Annotated in this window: 12 protein-coding genes; 9 read left to right on the top strand and 3 right to left on the bottom strand. The window is 47.4% G+C overall.

Going from position 1 to position 18,346, the window contains the following annotated elements:
• Positions 1–84 precede the first annotated feature (84 nt).
• Complete coding sequence (mprF, locus tag NST74_RS28210; RefSeq protein ID WP_341116008.1) at positions 85–2,736, top strand: bifunctional lysylphosphatidylglycerol flippase/synthetase MprF; 2,652 nt, start codon at positions 85–87, stop codon at positions 2,734–2,736.
• Between the two features lie 600 nt (positions 2,737–3,336).
• On the opposite strand, the gene NST74_RS28205 is transcribed toward mprF, so the two are convergent.
• On the bottom strand, positions 3,337–4,809 hold the full coding sequence (locus tag NST74_RS28205) for an alpha-amylase (protein WP_341116006.1): 1,473 nt from the start codon (positions 4,807–4,809) through the stop codon (positions 3,337–3,339).
• 138 nt (positions 4,810–4,947) lie between these two features.
• The gene (locus NST74_RS28200) at positions 4,948–6,540 is read right to left on the bottom strand and encodes a histidine kinase N-terminal 7TM domain-containing diguanylate cyclase (RefSeq protein WP_341115571.1); all 1,593 of its coding nucleotides are present in this window, start codon (positions 6,538–6,540) and stop codon (positions 4,948–4,950) included.
• A gap of 282 nt (positions 6,541–6,822) precedes the next feature.
• Between NST74_RS28200 and NST74_RS28195 the strand changes: the two genes are divergently transcribed.
• The 6 genes from NST74_RS28195 to NST74_RS28170 all read left to right on the top strand — a co-directional run bounded on the left by NST74_RS28195 (position 6,823) and on the right by NST74_RS28170 (position 13,647).
• Positions 6,823–7,605 (top strand): ABC transporter ATP-binding protein, encoded by a 783-nt coding sequence (locus NST74_RS28195; RefSeq protein ID WP_339288475.1) that lies wholly within the window; start codon positions 6,823–6,825, stop codon positions 7,603–7,605.
• 2 nt (positions 7,606–7,607) lie between these two features.
• Positions 7,608–8,420 (top strand): ABC transporter permease, encoded by an 813-nt coding sequence (locus tag NST74_RS28190; protein WP_341115569.1) that lies wholly within the window; start codon positions 7,608–7,610, stop codon positions 8,418–8,420.
• Positions 8,420–9,337, top strand: a complete 918-nt coding sequence (locus NST74_RS28185; protein WP_341115567.1) for an ABC transporter permease — start codon at positions 8,420–8,422, stop codon at positions 9,335–9,337. The genes NST74_RS28190 and NST74_RS28185 overlap by 1 nt, the downstream gene beginning before the upstream one ends.
• Positions 9,338–9,579: 242 nt before the next feature.
• The gene (locus NST74_RS28180; protein ID WP_341115566.1) at positions 9,580–10,680 is read left to right on the top strand and encodes an ABC transporter substrate-binding protein; all 1,101 of its coding nucleotides are present in this window, start codon (positions 9,580–9,582) and stop codon (positions 10,678–10,680) included.
• Between the two features lie 105 nt (positions 10,681–10,785).
• Entirely contained in the window at positions 10,786–12,249 is a 1,464-nt protein-coding gene (locus NST74_RS28175; RefSeq protein ID WP_341115564.1) for a CoA-acylating methylmalonate-semialdehyde dehydrogenase, read from the top strand.
• A gap of 30 nt (positions 12,250–12,279) precedes the next feature.
• On the top strand, positions 12,280–13,647 hold the full coding sequence (locus tag NST74_RS28170) for an aspartate aminotransferase family protein (protein WP_341115562.1): 1,368 nt from the start codon (positions 12,280–12,282) through the stop codon (positions 13,645–13,647).
• Here NST74_RS28170 and NST74_RS28165 read toward each other — a convergent pair.
• The gene (locus NST74_RS28165) at positions 13,613–15,301 is read right to left on the bottom strand and encodes a PucR family transcriptional regulator (protein ID WP_341115560.1); all 1,689 of its coding nucleotides are present in this window, start codon (positions 15,299–15,301) and stop codon (positions 13,613–13,615) included. The genes NST74_RS28170 and NST74_RS28165 overlap by 35 nt on opposite strands.
• A 317-nt stretch (positions 15,302–15,618) precedes the next feature.
• Between NST74_RS28165 and NST74_RS28160 the strand changes: the two genes are divergently transcribed.
• Together NST74_RS28160 and preA are read left to right on the top strand one after the other, a co-directional pair.
• On the top strand, positions 15,619–17,010 hold the full coding sequence (locus NST74_RS28160; RefSeq protein WP_341115559.1) for an NAD(P)-dependent oxidoreductase: 1,392 nt from the start codon (positions 15,619–15,621) through the stop codon (positions 17,008–17,010).
• A 45-nt stretch (positions 17,011–17,055) separates the two neighbouring features.
• Positions 17,056–18,345: an NAD-dependent dihydropyrimidine dehydrogenase subunit PreA gene (gene preA, locus NST74_RS28155; protein ID WP_341115558.1), complete on the top strand. Its 1,290-nt coding sequence runs from the start codon at positions 17,056–17,058 to the stop codon at positions 18,343–18,345.
• The last annotated feature ends 1 nt before the right edge of the window (position 18,346 follow it).

The raw sequence follows: 18,346 nt of genomic DNA, 5'->3' as shown, positions 1-18,346 counted from the left end.
TTTTTTATTCCAATAATTGTTATAATGAAATGGTTGAAAATTTGTCTAGCACAACGTGTGTCAGCGGTAAAGGCAGGTGGCCTCATGCATTCAAAACAACAGACATTAGAAAGATTTAAAATTGTAAGACTGTTCTTATCCATATACCGGATACGGGCGGTGAGAGCTCTCTTTCCAGTGGCTATCATAGCGCTGGTGTACTGGGAGGGACAGCATGAGCTGAAGCAGGTCCATTTAGGACTTATCATGCGTGAATTAAGAAGATTACCTACGTCCGCTGTCTTGCAAATGATCGGATTCGCACTTCTCGCAGTAGCTGTCATGAGTGCCTATGATTATTTGATTCGGGCACATTTCCGTTTAAAAGTAGGGCTCTGGGACACCTTCCGTTATGGCTGGATTGCTAATACGTTTAATAATTTGATTGGTTTTGCGGGTCTGGCTGGAGTAGGTTTACGGACGTTGATGTATAAAAAAAGCGGTGTGCCAACTTCCGTCCTAACGCCGGCAATCGTATTTCTTTCGCCGCTAATGATAACCGGGTTATCTTTACTTTCTTGGGCAAATATCTTTGGCCTGCTGCCGGCAACGGCATTGCTCGAAGAGCATCATTGGTTAGTATTTGCGGTATGGGGTATGGCGCTTTATTTGCCGTTTTTCGTGTTTGTACAGCGCTCGTCGCTTTATGCAAAGTGGATTAACCGGGGAAAGGGCAGAACGCCATGGCTTACAGTTGTTGCCTCTGTGGGTGCTTCCTTTCTAGAATGGAGTTTTGCCGGGGTAACCTTTTGGACAATCAGTAGCCATCTCTTGCACGATGTGCATTTTCCAGTCATATTCGGCATCTTTACAATAGCGGCTATTGCGGGCATCTTGAGTATGGCACCTGGCGGTATCGGTGCTTTTGACCTTATCGCATTGCTGGGTCTTACGCAGCTTGGATTCAAAAGTGATCAGGCTATGGCAGTGCTTGTCGTTTTTAGATTGTTCTATTATCTCATTCCGTGGTTGATCGGATTGGTGCTTGCTGCATTGGAGTTTGGTTTGCAAGGAAAAAAGGGACAAGATCGTTCAGCCCCCGGGTTTGAACCCTCTCTTAACATATGGCAAAAGATATGGGGTTGGCCAGGGCAGTATACTTTTCTGAGCGATCTTGGTGTGTGGGCTCTAGGCAAGCTTGTACTAGCTAGCGGGCTTATTCTCTTACTATCAACAGCTACACCTGGATTGTTGTATAGGCTGAAGATTACAGAGGAAATATTATCATTCCCGATCATGCAGCTTTCACATCATTTATCTGTACTTATTGGTTTTATGCTCATTTTGTTGTCGCGAGGTATTACATTAAGGGTCCGTAGCGCATACATTTGGACCAGTGCTCTACTATTTTCTGGGTCTATATTTGCGGTAGCTAAAGGCTTTGATTATGAAGAGGCGCTGTTTCTGCTTCTCGTCGCACTCATTTTGTGGATCTCCAGATCCCGGTTCTACCGAATTAGTGCTCCCGTTAGCAGACAGAGTACGATCTGGTGGCTTGCGCTTACTTCGGTAATTGCCCTAAGCTACTATCTATTGGGAAGCCATGTACATCGCGGTTTTCTGAAGCATCTCCCACCCGGTGTGCAGCCAGAGTGGCTGCAACGGCATAGTGATGTTGCATTTACGGCTGTAGGGGGGCTGGCTTTCTCTTGGATCATTCTTACTTTACTGATCACTCTCAGACCTCACCGTAAGCCAGAGGAGCTATTCGGAAACTTTGATATGGCAAGGCTGGAACGTTTTCTAGGGGAGTTTCAAGGCAATCCCTTAACTCATATGTTATTTTTGGGTGATAAAAGCTTCTTCTGGGCACAAGACGGCAAAGTGCTGCTCGCTTTCGCCAGAGTTAGGGATAAACTTGTCGTCCTTGGTGATCCATTGGGAGATAGAAGCCTCATGAATGAGGCGATCAGTGAATTTAGGCAAGCTGCGGATAAATACGGTCTGGTAGTAGTTTTTTATCAGGCTACACCTGAATTTTTATCGATCTATCATGAGCAGGGATATCACTTTTTCAAGCTGGGGGAAGAGGCGTTGGTAATGCTCGATACCTTCACGCTCAGTGGCAAGAAGAACAGTGATTTGCGCAGCGTATGCAACCGGTTTGAACGGGAAGGATATACTTTTGATGTTGCAGAGGTACCGCACAATGAAGATTTATTTAATGAGCTGAGATCCGTTTCAGATGAATGGCTGAATGGGCGCACCGAAAAAGGGTATTCGCTGGGCTGGTTTAACAAGCCCTATCTACAGCTGGCTCCGATCGCGCTGCTGCGGAATGCCAAGGGGACAATACTGGCATTTGCTTCTATTGCATATGGGTATGATCAGGGCATGACCCTATCGATTGATCTGATGCGCCATCGAAAGAATGTGCCGAACGGAACGATGGATTACTTATTTGTCCGTTTACTAGAATGGGCGAAATCTAAGGGATATCATCGATTTAATCTAGGTAATGCGCCTCTGTCCAGTGTAGGTGAGAATGCTGGGGCTTTGAAAGAGGAGAAGCTGGCTCATCTCGTATTTAAAAGAGGGGGGCATTGGTACGGCTTTGTCGGACTTCGCCGATACAAAGAAAAGTTCAGTCCGGAGTGGGAACCGCGTTACCTGGCTTATCCGGCTTCCATTGCGTTGCCGATCTTGACGCTGGATCTGGTGAGATTAGTATCCCGCCATCCAAAGGCGGAGGAATAGAGGGAGACGAGGGTGAAGTCTCTGTGTACATTGAAGCAACTAAAGAAGAAGAGGGCGTCTCAAAGTAGTTTTAGCTACTTGGGGACGACCCTTTTTTTGCGTTAAAGGTTAATTGAAGTTTCAAATGCTGGTTTGAGTGAAACACCAATTCAATAATTAGGGAATTTCTCCCTGAAATTCTTAGATTACTGGTCATTATATTTACAATTAGGGAAAATATACCTAAAATTCATCTGATTTGGTGGAATTTCAAGCAATCACCCTAATTTTCAGGGAGCAATTCCCTAATTTCGTTAATTATAAGCGAATATCGAATATTATCAGGGAGCTTTTCCCTAATTAGTGGCTAAACCCACTCCGCTCACCGCAAAAACGCCTACTGCACATCCCCGCGGTCATTTTACGTCCCCGCAGCACATTTCCAACGCACTTTCCTGCTCCATATCCTCATCATCGTCTGCCATCATCACCCAATCTGAAAAGGGTTAATGGCTAAGTGAGATCCTTACTTGGACTATTCCATAAAATAGATGAGGCTGCCCCGTAAGCAGCATTCACTACTTTCGAGAGCAGCCTCATCTATTTTGAGCAGCACAACCTTTATTTTTCGTCGACTTCTGCATCAGGCAGGGCCCAGACAGATACGCTGCCACCGTTGACCGGGAAGGTCGCCCAGCCCTCTTTTTCAATCGTTATGGTCGCCTTGTGATTATGAGTAAAGTCTACCCATGCTTCACCGGCGCGTTGTTCCCCTACGAACATTCTCTTCTGACCGTTCTCACCGTTACTGATCACAACCGCACATCCAGAGTGTTCAATCTCCTTCACGCCGAGGCGGGTCCAACCAATCGTGTTCGGGTGATCGAAGTAATCCTTCTGTTCACCGTAAGCCTTGTGGTAGCGGGTATATAGTAGTGGATCAATCGCCGCTTTTTTGCCTGCCACAGGTGTAGGTCCCTCGATCCCATAATAATCTCCATAAAAGACCACAGGATATCCATCGCGTCGCAGCAGGATAAGCGCATAAGCACTTTGCTTGAACCAATCATCTACCCACGATTCAAGAGCCTCATGGGGCTGAGAATCATGATTGTCCACGAACGTTACGGCATTGGTAGGATGGGTCTGCACCAGTGTGTCGTCGAGGATTTTGGTTAAATCAAAGTTTCTACCCCCCAAGGAAGCTGAATGCAGCTTGTAGTGAAGGGAGACATCGAAGAGGTCGATCTTATAGTCGACGGTATTTAGAAATTGCCGGCAGGATTCTAAATCCGAATTCCAGAATTCACCCACGATATAGAAATCCTTCTCACATTTATTAAACATTTCGACCGCGAATTCTTTCACAAACTCATGATTGATATGCTTGATGGCATCTAAACGAAAGCCGCTGCAGTGGAGCGTGTCCACCAGCCATTTTCCCCATTGGATCATTTCTTTTTTGACTTCTGGATGACTGTAATCAATATTTGCGAACATTAGATAATCGTAGTTGCCGAACTCGTCGTCAACATTCTGGTTCCATGTTTTATTCTCGCCTGTGATACGGAATACACCTGTTCGCCCCGATTTGGCGTCAAAGTCAGTGCCGTTAAAATGATTGTGATTCCATTTAAAGGAAGAGTGTTCATCACCGCGGCCGGGGAAGGTGAATTTAGTCCAGCCCTCTATCTCGAAAGGCTTGGAGATTTCTTTCATCCGGTCATTAGGGTCGACCTCGATCACCTGGAAGACTTCCTTTTCGTCCGCTCCTGCCTTGTGATTCATGACCAAATCAACGTACACGGAAATCCCATTTTTTTGACATTCCGATATGGCTTCAATTAGGGCTTGTTTGGTGCCATATTTGGTGCGTACCGTACCTTTTTGGTCATATTCGCCCAGATCGTATAGATCATACACGCCATAGCCTGTATCGTCGGCGGAGACGGCCTTTGTCACAGGAGGTACCCAAACAGAATCAATGCCTACGGCTTTTAGTGCGGAAGCTGTTTCTTTCAGGCGATCCCAGTGTTTCCCATCCGCAGCGACATGCCATTCAAAAAATTGCATCATTGTATGGTTCCTCATTATTTCTTGCGCCTCCATATCCATAAAGCGAATTTTTTCTACACTCTGATTAGATTTTCAGATAACTCTTATTAAACGTAAAAACAGACTATGAAAAATAAGGCAGGCTGATGAATGCGATGGGAGGGACAAAGATGCGATTTATATAGGCTTGAAAAGTGTAATTTCTGATCTCTGGGATAGATGGACGGCGTTACGCCCGTTTCGTTTGGCACTGTACAGGGCATGGTCGGCCTCTGACAGCAGCTCTTCCAGTGTATCTTCTAGGCTTAAGGCCTCTACGACTCCGAAACTGGCAGTCACATGAATAGGGCCGATCATGGTATGTAATGTACTATGCTCGATATCCGCACGGATAGTATCACAGAGAAATGCGGCTTGCTTTAAGGATGTGCCCGGAAGACAGATCACAAATTCCTCACCGCCATAACGGCCGAAGATGTCACCTTCCCGCATATGTCTGTTGCATACCTCGACAATGTGCTGAAGGGCTTGATCTCCATATTGATGTCCGAATCGATCATTAATACTTTTGAAGAAGTCTACATCCAGCAGAATAATTGATAATGAACTCCGATCGCTCGCGGACTGAATTAGAAGCCCTCTGCTCAGCTCCAAAAAATAGGTACGGTTATAAATCCCCGTCAGACTGTCCATCGTTGCCAATTGACGCAACTTATCTTGAAGCAGTATTCGTTCAGTTACGTCAATCAGCATGATCATTTGTCCTGCTAAGTATCCCCCTTGTTTCTGTACGGGAGAGGATCGAATTTGATAGTAACAAATCTCGTCTCCTTTGTTCCAAGCCACTTCCCGTTCTTCGCGTAGCAGCGGCTCTGCATCCATAACATAGGACAAGGCATCTTTACCTGCATTAAGAAACAGTTGTGCCAGCGGTTTGCCAATCGCCGAGGAATTAAGTCCTTCTATCATATCCGCGGCTGCGCGATTGTAATCGACGAGCATATCCGAACGATCGGTGACAAGCACCCCGTCTCTCATACTTTCGAACAAATTCTCACGAGCGATAGGGGCGGCTGTTAACATGCCTCTTGATAGGATAGACCAGATATATAGGATGGAGGTGATACTCATAATGATCGGAACGGGATCCATGCCGTAAGGAGTTAGACCCATCAAATATAAAAAAGAGCCTAACGTTGGGAGGCTTAGTCCAATTAGAATGGTAACGATTTGTCTGCGGTATACCCGTTTCATCCGATTCCACTGCCATAACATGAGGCAGATGGCTGCCAGTAGACAGCCAAAGGTAAAGCTGCCGTGAACGATATACCAAGGACCCATTACTACATCAACGAGTGGGGAGGGGGTGTTGTCTCGCAAATAAATGGACTTATAGAAGAGATGGTGATAATCATTGGTCCACACCATCAGTGTTGTGATGAACGGTATGATGTACAGCGCTGCTCGCATGCCCTTTTTAAATAGACTTTCCAGTCCCACGAAATGCATTACCATGATAAGGCTAGCCGGCGCTATAAAAGGCATCCCCAGATACTCTACCTTAATCCAAAAACTCATTTCCTCCAGTGTTTTTCCCGACAGCTCTAGCGCGAAGCCGAAGGTATAAATTGCGGAAGTGCAGGAGCTTATAACAAAGGCTCTGATTCCTAAGAAATCAGTTTTCTTATAATAGGCGAAAAGGGCTAGTAAGACACTCAGAACACCTGATATAGCCACAATAACAATATAATTCGAAATTACAGATCCCATGGGTCTATTGTCTCCTACTGAGGAAAGATATGGATAAATATTACCACATATCTACAAATATTTAAAAATCACTTTAATGCAAAACTTTAAAAAATGTCCCCTAGACAAAATGACGTAATTTATCGGGAGCTATTTTACTAATTGTCTAGTGTGAGTCCAGTGAACAGCGTGTAACATGTTAGTTAATACTACGCGAGAGAAGATTCAGACTCGAATATCTCTGTTATGAGTAAGGTTAATTAACATTCAGTGCATAGCTTATTTTGATAAGGGGGGCTGGGGATGTCATTGCTCGCGACAAATATTCCTGAGATTCAGCTGGAAAATGTTGAAATGCGTTATAGGACGGAAGCTGCGGAAGTGCTTGCGCTGCATCAGGTGAGTCTTGATATTGCAAAGGGGGAATTCGTCTCACTGCTCGGACCTTCCGGATGCGGTAAAACAACGCTTTTAAGACTGATGGCCGATCTGATCGCGCCAACAGGTGGGAATATTGTAGTAGCTGGGAAAAGCGCTAGAGAAGCAAGGTTGGCGCAGAAATATGGGATTGTTTTTCAAAGTCCTGTGCTATATGACTGGCGGAAGGTGAAGCATAACATCACATTGCCGCTGGAGTTGATGGGAGTCAAAAAGTCGATCCGTGAGGAGAAGGCGTTAGAGCTTCTTGACCTAGTGGGCTTACAGAGCTTCGCAGATAAATACCCTTGGCAGCTTAGTGGGGGGATGCAGCAACGTGTTGCGATTGCCAGGGCCCTATCGATGGAACCGGAAATTCTGCTTATGGATGAACCGTTCTCAGCACTGGATGAGTTTACACGTGAGCGTCTGAACGAAGAGCTGTTATCCGTCTGGAGCAAGGTGCAGAACACAATTGTCTTCGTAACCCATAGTATTCCTGAATCGATATTCCTCTCTGATCGGGTGTTCGTTCTGTCCCCACATCCGGGTCGCTTGTCCGCTGTGGTTGATATTCCCCTGCCGCGTCCGCGTACAGCGGAAATGAGAAACAGCCCCGAATTTTTCGAACTGATCGCGCGTATTCGCGACAGCTTCGAAGGGGTGTAGAGATGAAAGGGGGCAGTATCTTTGTACGAGGTCGCCTGCTGCCGTTGTTTGTCTGGATATTTGGTTTGCTGCTGGTCTGGGAAGGAACTTCATGGATGTTGCTCCATGTGGTGGAGACGCCGCTAGCTCAGTCCAAGTTGCCTTACGTTCATGAGGTGCTGTCCACGCTGTGGAAGTATAGTGGCACACTTCTGAAGGAGGGGGCTGCCACCTTTGGAAATGCGGGTGTTGGCTTCCTGATAGGTGCGGTGGCTGGTGCCTCGCTGGCAGTTCTGATGAGCTTATCGAAGACGATAGAACAGTTAACATTTCCTTACGCTATCGCCTCGCAGATGATTCCGATTCTGGGGTTGGCACCAATCATCTATGGGATTGTGAGAGATGAGCAGACTTCGCGGATTATTATCTCGGGTTATATTACATTCTTTCCGGTGGCTCTTAATATGCTGCGTGGCTTGCGAAGTGTAGACCCTTCCGCGCTGGAATTAATGCATTCTTATGCTGCGAAGCCTTGGGCTGTGTACTGGAAGCTAAAATTTCCGGCAGCTTTGCCTGGGTTGTTCGGAGGACTCAAGATTGCTGCTCCACTCGCTGTTACGGGTGCGATTCTTGTGGAGCTTATGGGTGCTCAGCATGGCATTGGCGTGATTATGCTACGTAATCTCTATTATGGAAGCTCTCATACCTACATGTTCTGGTCTACGGTGATTGTAGGCGCCTTGCTTGGAATTGTGAGTTACTGGTTGATCAGTCTGATCGAGCGGTTGGTGACGCCGTGGCAACCTGAATTTCGACCGAAAGGGGGGGACCGCTAATGGAAACGGGCTCCGTTCGGGAGGCTTCATTTATTGGCTCTACTAGTACAGAGATAACCCAGCCGGCATTAACGGCTACACAGAAGAATGCTGTGACAAGCTCGCACCCTGTAGTGGTTGCGAAACATAAAGGCGGCTCGCGTGGGCTAAAGAAGGCGTTTAGTGCAGGGGTGCTACTGCCTGTATTGGCGGGTGTGTTGTTTCTTGGGCTATGGGAGTTTGAATTTTTTCATAAGATCTTTGATTTGAAAAAATATCAGCTGCCGCTACCCACAGCAATTGCCGAGACGATGAAGGATAATTTCAGCTTGTTGTTGTCCTATACCGGATACACCCTTGCTGAGGCTGTGCTGGGAATGTTGGTTGGTTCGGCTATCGGGTTCTTAGTTGCTTTAGCAGCTACAGCTTGGCCGCGTTGGGGCAGTGGAAGCTTAACATTAGTTGCTGCACTGAACGCTGTGCCTATCGTTGCCCTCGCGCCCATTATGAATCTTTGGTTCGGAGATGGGATTGGTTCAAGAATTGCCATTGTTACGGCAACGACGATGGCTGCGATGGCAATTAACGCCTATAAGGGAATGGCTGCGATTGATTCGCTGGCGCTGGATCTGATGCATTCCTATGCGGCTGGTAAACCTGCAGTGTTCCGTTATCTGCGGATTCAGAACAGTCTACCTTATGTGTTTACGGCGCTGAAGATCAACGCAACGGCTAGTATGATTGGGGCGATTGTTGGAGAATTCTTTTTCTCCTCCAAAGGGCTTGGGTATTTACTCTCCAATTCCATTAAAGTCGCCAAAATGCCGCTGGGCTGGTCGTGTATCGTTCTGGCCGCAATTGCCGGCGTGCTTTTCTATTTAGTGGTTGAGCGGCTTGAGAAAGTGTTCATTAAGTGGCATCCTTCGCAACGTAAATGAGCTCTATAACATCATTACATCCGGTCCTAGTGGGAAGGGAAAAGAGAAACCGCCCACGGCTGTATGCATAAAACGCACCACGATGATTGTCCATACTGTGCCGTCTTGAAATATAAGGAGCTATAAGTTTCACACTATACATCTTCCTTATATTTCTCGCTTAAACGCTCATCGTCCTTGTAAGGACGCCGAAGGCGTTTATGCTTGTTACAAACAAAATTACGGTAGGGGGAGTTCGATTGATGAACGGGAAAAAACGCAAATTTCGTGGTGGAATGTTGGCGGTAGTGATGATGTTGGTAGTTTCTTTAATGGCAGGGTGTGGAGGCAACAATAATAATTCGGCCACTGAGGCAACTACTGCACCTGAGGCTTCAATAGCTCCTGAGGCAAGTGCAGCTACCGAACCAGTGGCTGATCCGGTTACAGTGAAATTGCAGTTGAAATGGGTACCGCAGGCACAGTTTGCAGGGTATTTTGTGGCGCAGGATAAAGGATATTACAAGGAGGAAGGACTGGATGTAGAGATCATGCCTGGTGGCCCGGATATTGTTCCGGAGCAGCAAGTGGCAGGCGGCTCAGCGGATATCGGTGTTGGCTGGGTAGCCAGCTTGCTTCCGAGTCTTGAACAGGGGATGCCACTCGTGCAAATTGCTCAGATCTACCAAAAGAGTGGACTTGTCCTAGTCTCCAAGAAATCTGCAGGCATCAACTCCCCGGCTGATCTTAAGGGTAAGAAGGTCGGCAACTGGATGGGGGGGAATGAATTTGAATTATTGGCCCTATTTGATAAATACAAGTTTGATCCGAACAAAGATCTAAGCTTTACGAAGCAAGGGTTCACAATGGATCAGTTCTTAGGTGACCAAATCGATGCAGCCTCGGCAATGACTTACAACGAGTATCAAGTTGTGCTGGAGTCGGGCATAAAAGCGGAAGATCTGAATGTCATCGATATGAACACGGAAGGTGTTGCGATGCTTGAGGATAACTTGTTCGCCAACAAAGAATGGCTTGCGGAGAACAAAGAGACTGCGGCGAAGTTTGTTCGTGCCTCATTGAAAGGCTGGAAGGATGCCATTGCCGATCCTGCGGCGGCAGTAGACAGTGTAATGAAGCAAGCGGAAGACGGCAGTACAACGAAGGAACATCAGTTGACGATGATGACTGAGGTTGCCAAACTGATTCTCCCTGAGGGCTTCGACAGCTCCAAGATGGGGTATACCGATGCGGTTGCATTCCAGCAAACGGCTGATATTTCGCAAAAGTTCGGTGTCATTAAAGAGCCTGCTAAAGTGGATGAAGCTTACACGAACGAAATCGTAGAAATGGCAGGAAAATAACCAGTTGAGCTCAAGTGTTATAGTAGATGACCGCCTGATTTGGCGGTCATCTATTGTAATCAGCAGTCCATCAGTGCATCTGAAACAGAGAAAGAGGTGCGAGCTATGTCTCTCCTAGTAACGCAGGTTGAAAAAGTTAAGAATTATGTGAATGGAGCTTGGGTAGAATCTTTATCCGGACTGGAAGAAGAGGTATACAATCCCGCGACTGGTGAAGTGATTGCCTATGTGCCTATATCAAGCAAAGAAGAGCTTAGTATGGCGGTCGAGGCTGCGGCTACGGCATTTCAATCGTGGAAAAGAGTCGCTGTGCCGCGTCGTGCGCGTTATTTTTTTCAATATCAACAGCTATTGGTAGAACATTGGAATGAGCTGGCGGAGCTGATTACGCTGGAGAACGGCAAGAGTCTGGAAGAAGCGCAAGGCGAGGTGCAGCGCGGCATTGAATGTGTGGAATTTGCCGCAGGCATCCCCACGTTGATGATGGGCAGCCAGCTTCCGGATATCGCTACGGGAATTGAATCCGGGATGTACCGCTATCCGCTAGGCGTTATCGGTGGGATTGCTCCTTTCAATTTTCCGATGATGGTCCCTTGCTGGATGTTTCCGCTCGCCATTGCTTGCGGCAATACCTTTGTGTTGAAGCCTTCTGAGCGTACGCCGCTGCTGGTTAATCGGTTAGCTGAACTGTTTGCTGAAGCGGGCTTTCCGCCAGGCGTGCTGAATGTCGTTCATGGGGCGCATGAGGTTGTGAACGGGCTGCTGGCGCATGAAGAGGTGAAGGCGATTTCGTTCGTGGGTTCCCAGCCGGTAGCGGAATATGTGTACAAAACTGGGACGGCGCAGGGAAAGCGGGTGCAGGCACTGGCTGGAGCCAAGAATCATTCGATTGTGCTACCTGATGCGGAGCTGGGCAATGCGGTGAAGAATATTATCGCGGCAGCCTTTGGTTCTGCGGGTGAGCGGTGTATGGCTTGCTCGGTTGTGGTAGTTCATGAGGATATCGCTGAAGAACTGGTTAGTCGTCTAGTGGCAGCTTCGGATGAATTAAAGATCGGCAATGGCGCCGAGGCTGGAGTGTTTCTAGGTCCTGTGATCCGTCAATCCAATAAGGATCGAACGCTGCATTATATTGAGACTGGCGAGGCTGAACAAGCTGAGCTTGTGCGGGATGGGCGGAAAGATGCTGCGACCGGCGATGCTGGTTATTTTATCGGACCGACAATATTTGATCATGTGCAGCCGGGAATGACCATCTGGAAGGATGAAATTTTTGCACCGGTATTGTCAGTGATCCGTGTGAAGAGTCTAAGTGAGGCTATTTCAGTAACGAATCAATCTCCGTTTGCGAACGGGGCATGTATTTACACAGATAGTGCAAAAGCGATCCGCGAGTTCCGGGAAGAAATTGATGCAGGGATGCTGGGCGTCAATCTGGGTGTGCCTGCGCCGATGGCCTTTTTCCCCTTCTCGGGTTATAAGAAATCGTTCTATGGAGACCTGCATGCCAATGGGCGTGATGGGGTGGAATTCTATACGCGCAAAAAGATGATTACTGCCCGTTATTAATGAGAATGGAATGTTGAGAGGAGAAGAGTTATGCAGAGTCTGGGGAATGATAGCGAGCTTGCGGTAAACAAGGATCAGAAATATTTGTGGCACAATATTACACCTTATAGTGAGAAAAACCCGCCTATGATAGCCGCTTCGGCGAGCGGATCATGGATTACGGATATTCAGGGCAATCGATTTTTGGATGGAATGTCTGGTCTGTGGTGCGTAAATGTGGGGTATGGCCGCAAGGAATTGGCAGAAGCTGCATACAACCAATTGCTGACCCTGCCCTATTTTCCTCTGACACAAAGTCATCTCCCGGCGATTGCGCTGGCGGAGAAGCTAAATGAGTGGCTTGGAGACGAGTACGTGATCTTTTTTTCCAATAGTGGGTCAGAGGCCAACGAGGCTGCTTTCAAAATGGTCCGCCAATATCAGCAGCAAATCGGCCAGCATTATCGCCATAAATTCATTGCGCGTTATCGTGGATATCATGGCAGTTCGCTTGGCGCGTTGTCCGCAACGGGTCAGGCGCAGCGCAAATATAAATATGAACCGCTGACGGGTGGGTTCTTGCATGTAGCTCCCCCGGACAGCTACCGCCGCCCGGCAGGGATGTCTGTAGAAGAATTTAACCTCCAGTGTGCACAGTCCATTGAGAACATGATTATTTGGGAAGGTGTGGAGACGGTAGCGGCGGTAATCATGGAGCCAGTGATTACTGGTGGCGGTGTAATTGTACCGCATCAGGTCTATCTGGATCGAGTGCAGGAAATCTGTCGTGAGCATGGAGTGCTGCTCATTATCGATGAGGTCATATGCGGATTTGGCCGTTCCGGACAGAAATTCGGACACCACAATTACAACGTGAAGCCTGATATTGTTACGATGGCTAAGGGGCTGACTAGTGCTTACCTTCCCTTGTCTGCCACTGCTGTGCGTAAAGAGATCTACGAGGCGTTCAAAGATAATAGTGATGATTACGGTCATTTTCGCCATGTGAATACCTTTGGTGGCAATCCTGCCTCTTGTGCACTGGCGCTTCGTAATCTAGAGATTATTGAGCAGGAGATGCTGGTGGAGCGTGCAGAGCTTTTGGGCAAAAGGCTTAACGCTGCATTCAGCGAGTTGCTGGATCACAAGCTTGTGGGTGATGTCCGCAGTTTTGGTTTGGTGACAGGGGTTGAACTGGTTGAAGACAAAATTAGCAAAAAGCCGGTTGAGCTGAATATCGTTAAAGGCATCATTGCTGAATGCAAATCCAAGGGACTTATTATCGGTAAGAATGGCGATACAGTAGCCGGGTTCAATAATGTGCTTACCTTCGCTCCTCCGTTATCCTCGACGGATGAAGATGTAGCGTTCATTATCGATACGTTTAAATCTGTACTGAACGGGGGCTGGGCAAAGTAATTTTGTCCGGGTACAGGAATTGATAGGCGCGTAGAGCGACCTGAATGGAGATTCGGTTCTCTGGCTGCATGAAGTCCTCCCCTAACAACTCTGTTATTTTGTCGAGACGATAATACAGTGACTGCCTGACGATAAATAAATTTCGCGCGGCAATCTGTTTGGAACCATCATGATCCAGATAGACACGCAGAGTGAGGAGTAGTTCACTGCCCTTAGTTTGGTCGTGGTCAATCAGCGGACCCAGATAGCTGCGGATGAAATTTTGTAATGTCTTTCCGTCATTTAGGCTAAGCAGTAGCTGGAATACGCCAAGTTCTTCGTAGAAGAGCAGTGACTTCTGGTAACAAGAGTATAGCGACAAAGCTTGCAGCGCTTCTTGATATCCGGTAAAGGCTTGTTTTAGACGCTTATGCGATTTACTGACTCCGATGACTAGCTGTAAATCCTTCAGCTTCTCGTCGGAGCGGATATGTTGAAGGGATTCGAGTGCTTGTTGAAGTCGCATTTTTCCAGGCATTTTCGATTGAATGTCGAGTGCGATGACGGTGAGGCGATTGTTCTTGAGTGTGATCAGCGGACGCAGGGAATATTTTTCGAAAATGGAACGCAGGATGAGCGAAAGGTGGAAGGTGATGGATTCCCATTCGTTCTCTGAGCTGTTCCATTTTACATCTCTGGGGTTCTTGATCTCGATAAGGCATACACGGTAAGGGAGCTCATTGACTACGTTGAAGCTCGTTCCGATCAGTCCCTTTAGGCGGTTATCATCCTCTATGCGTCCGTTGATTAGCTCGTCGACCCATAGATTTTCTGAAAAAAGCTTACGCTCCTCCATATACCGAGTACGCAGCAGCTCCTGAGCGATGGACAGAGAGGCGGAATCCAGCAGCAGGCAGTCAAATTCCTGTGGCTTGTGATTGCATACCATCAGGATGTAAGCCCAGGTCTGATCCAGCGCGCCCACAGGTTTAACGGCGATCGTCTTTTGCCCGTATTCTCGGGTGTAAGGAGCGGTGTCTGGTTGAATGCCTTCCAGCTCGTCACCGAAGGCGGTGAAGAAATCCAGCAGAGGTGCTTGCTCTTCGGGAGAAAGCGCCGGGAAGAATAAGGGCTTGCCTTGCAGCTGCATATAGACGATTTGTGTGCGGGTGCTTTTACATAATAATTGCAGCACCTTCACTGTTCCTTGTGAGGTCAATGTCAGACGATGGAATTCACGAGAGATGCTTTCGAGTTCTTGCAGCATCCGGTGATGCCGATTGATGATGATGGAGTGGAGGTCCAGAGTGATATCTACGAAGCGGACCGTTCGGGTGAAAATGATCAGCGGGAAGTCATTTGTGTTGGCTAAGTCGATCATTTCTTGCGGGATGGTGCTGAAGTAAGTACCTAGTTCAATACATAGGCAAGCTGCATTCTTATCAATTAAATTCTGCATAAATTCCAAGGAGGAGGACAGATCGACACTTGCACCAATCCCCGTAGTCAAAATCATTTCTTCTCCATGAATCAGGGTATCGAAATTGGCACTTTCCAGTACATGTACCCAACGAATCGCACGGCTTAAGCCGCTTTTACCGCCGATGACTTCGGCTTCTGTGAATAGTGGTCTTTTTAAAGCGTCACGAATGGTTAATACAAGCTCCCAATCCATAGATATTCCCCCTCGCGGTTCTGTGCGCTACCCTCTGTTTAGGTCTTGTTATTCTCAGCCTATTCTCACACGTAAAAAATACGGTTTTGAAATTAGACAAAGTGTCTAATGCATCAAAAATTCGAAATGACTATAGTTTGATTAACAGATGTTAGTATATATAACTCTATCAGGGAGAAAGTGAAGGTTTTTTTTCTGATAATGCTTATATTACTACATTAATTCTAGGATGTAAGTAAAATATTCAGACAAAAGTTGAATTTGTGTTATATTATATAACACAAATAAGAAAAATTATCCATAAGGAGGGACTAGTGATGGAGCATTCTTCTCCGTTAACAGCATTTACACCAGATATGTTTATGCGTAACTTTGCCGAGGCTGAGCCGCCTCTGACCCATAAGGGTGCCATGGATGAGGCCAATCGCTGTTTATATTGCTACGATGCCCCTTGTATAAAAGCTTGTCCGACCAGTATTAATATTCCCTCTTTTATTAAACGGATCGCTACTGACAACTTGAAGGGCTCAGCACAGACGATTATGGATTCCAATCCTGTGGGTGCCAGCTGTGCTCGTGTTTGTCCTACGGATGAACTGTGTGAAGGAGCCTGTGTGTTAAATGATGCTTCGGCGCCGATCCAAATTGGACTGCTGCAGCGTTATGCGACAGATTGGGCGATGAATAGCGGAGTTCAATTATTTAAAGCAGGTATTCCTAATGGAAAAAAAGTAGCTGTAATCGGCGGTGGTCCTGCCGGATTGTCAGCGGCTAGGGAGCTCGCTCGTGAAGGTTGTGCTGTAGTGATTTACGAGGCGAAAGAGCTGGCAGGTGGATTGGATACGCATGGGATTGTGTCATTTCGGCTTCCGCAGGCTATATCGCTCTGGGAAGTGGAGCAGGTAGAGAAGCTGGGTGTAGAAATACGTACAGGTGTAAAAGTTGGAGTAGATGTCTCTGTAGAAGAGTTGAAGTCGAACTATGATGCCATCGTTTTGGCAGCGGGTATGGGTTATGTACCTCCGATAGGGATTGAAGGTGAAAAATTGGCTGGTGTATATGATGCCATTGCGCTTGTAGAATCGACTAAGACTGGCATTCCTCTGCTAGAGCTGATGGGTCAGCGGGTTGCTGTCATTGGTGCAGGTAATACAGCTATTGATGCAGCTACATGCTCAGTACGACTTGGAGCCGCTAATGTAAAAATGGTCTACCGCCGGACTCGCGAAGAGATGACGGCTTATGACTTTGAATATGAATTTGCGAAGCAGGAAGGTGTAGAGTTTAGCTGGCTCACCTTACCGAAACGTATCGTGGGGGATGAGCTTGGGAATGTAACCGCACTGGAATGTGTGCAGATGAAGCTGACGGATGAGCTGGGCAAGGATGGACGTCCAGTGCCTATCCCTATAGCGGGTTCTGAATTCTTGATTCCTGTAGATGCGGTTGTAATTGCTATTGGTCAAAAGCGTCGCCTGGATCTAATAGATTCCTTAGACCTTGTGCATGACCGCGGCGTTGTGAGGGTAGATGAGGCTACTTGCCAAACCTCCGATCCGCAAATTTATGCCGCTGGTGATATCATATTTGGCTCAGGTAAAGGTGAGGCGATGGTGGTATCAGCTGCGCAGCAGGGGAAGGATGCAGCCTATGCAATTGTGAAACAGTTCTCAGGCCAGCAGGAGGTTGTCGTTAGATCTGCGGGTTGAGCTTAGAAATCAAATTGGATCATACAAGACAGGGAGGGAACATCAATGGCAGATTTAAGTATTAATCTCGCAGGAATCCAATCACCCAATCCGTTCTGGCTTGCCTCTGCGCCGCCTACGAATACAGGTTATCAAGTGCAAAGGGCCTTCGAAGCAGGTTGGGGCGGGGCAGTGTGGAAGACGCTCGGTGATCCGATTATTAATACCTCTTCGCGTTTTGCGGCAGTGAATTTCAACGGGCAACGTGTTGCGGGCTTTAATAATATCGAATTGATCACCGACCGTCCGCTTGAGGTCAATCTGAAGGAGATTTATGAAACGAAGAAGAGATTTCCGAATCACGCTATTATTGCCTCCCTGATGGTAGAACCTTCGCAGCATAAGTGGCATGAGATTGTTAAGCGGGTAGAAGATGTCGGCGTAGACGGTCTGGAGCTTAACTTTGGTTGTCCACACGGGATGGCTGAGCGTGGGATGGGCGCGGCTTCGGGGCAGCAGCCTGATCTGGTGCAGGCGCAGACCACTTGGGTAAAAGAAGTGGCGACCACTCCGGTGATTGTGAAGCTGACGCCCAACATTACGGATATCACTGTCGTTGCCCGTCATGCGGTTAAGGGTGGGGCGGATGCGATTAGTATGATCAACACCATCAACAGTCTTGCAGGGGTAGATATTCATAGCTGGAATACGATTCCGAACGTTGGGGGCCAGGGTGCGCATGGCGGCTATTGCGGTCCGGCTGTGAAGCCAATTGCGCTTAGTATGGTGGCTGAGTGCGCTCGTGACCGTGGGGTAGGTATTCCTATTTCAGGCATTGGGGGGATTTCAACCTGGCAGGATGTTGTTGAATTTATGTTAATGGGCGCTACGGGCATTCAAGTGTGTACAGCGGTTATGCATCATGGCTTCCGGATTGTGGAAGAAATGATCGATGGGCTGAACAACTATTTAGATGACAAAGGGTTGGCTTCCGTAACAGAGCTAATCGGAAAATCGGTATCCAGATACTCCAACTGGGGAGATCTGGATCTCAATTATAAGGTCGTTGCACGCATTAATGAAGAGAATTGTATTAACTGTAATAAATGCCATATTGCCTGCGAGGATGCTTCACATCAATGTATTGATATGTTAACGAATGCAGATGGGGAAGCTATTCTACAGGTGCGCGAGGAAGACTGTGTAGGCTGTAATCTTTGTTCTATTGTCTGTCCAGCAGACGGGGCGATTGATATGGTTCCAGTGGACACTGGGGCTGCGCCTTTAACCTGGAATGAACGCCAGAAAGTGATCAGTAGTTTGAACGGCTCCTATTCGGAAGCGGAGGTGGTGTAAG

This window comes from Paenibacillus sp. FSL F4-0125 (genome assembly GCF_038008565.1).
Taxonomy (GTDB): domain Bacteria; phylum Bacillota; class Bacilli; order Paenibacillales; family Paenibacillaceae; genus Paenibacillus_AQ.
Note: the sequence above shows the minus strand (reverse complement) of the source record. Positions and strands in the feature narration are given on the sequence as shown.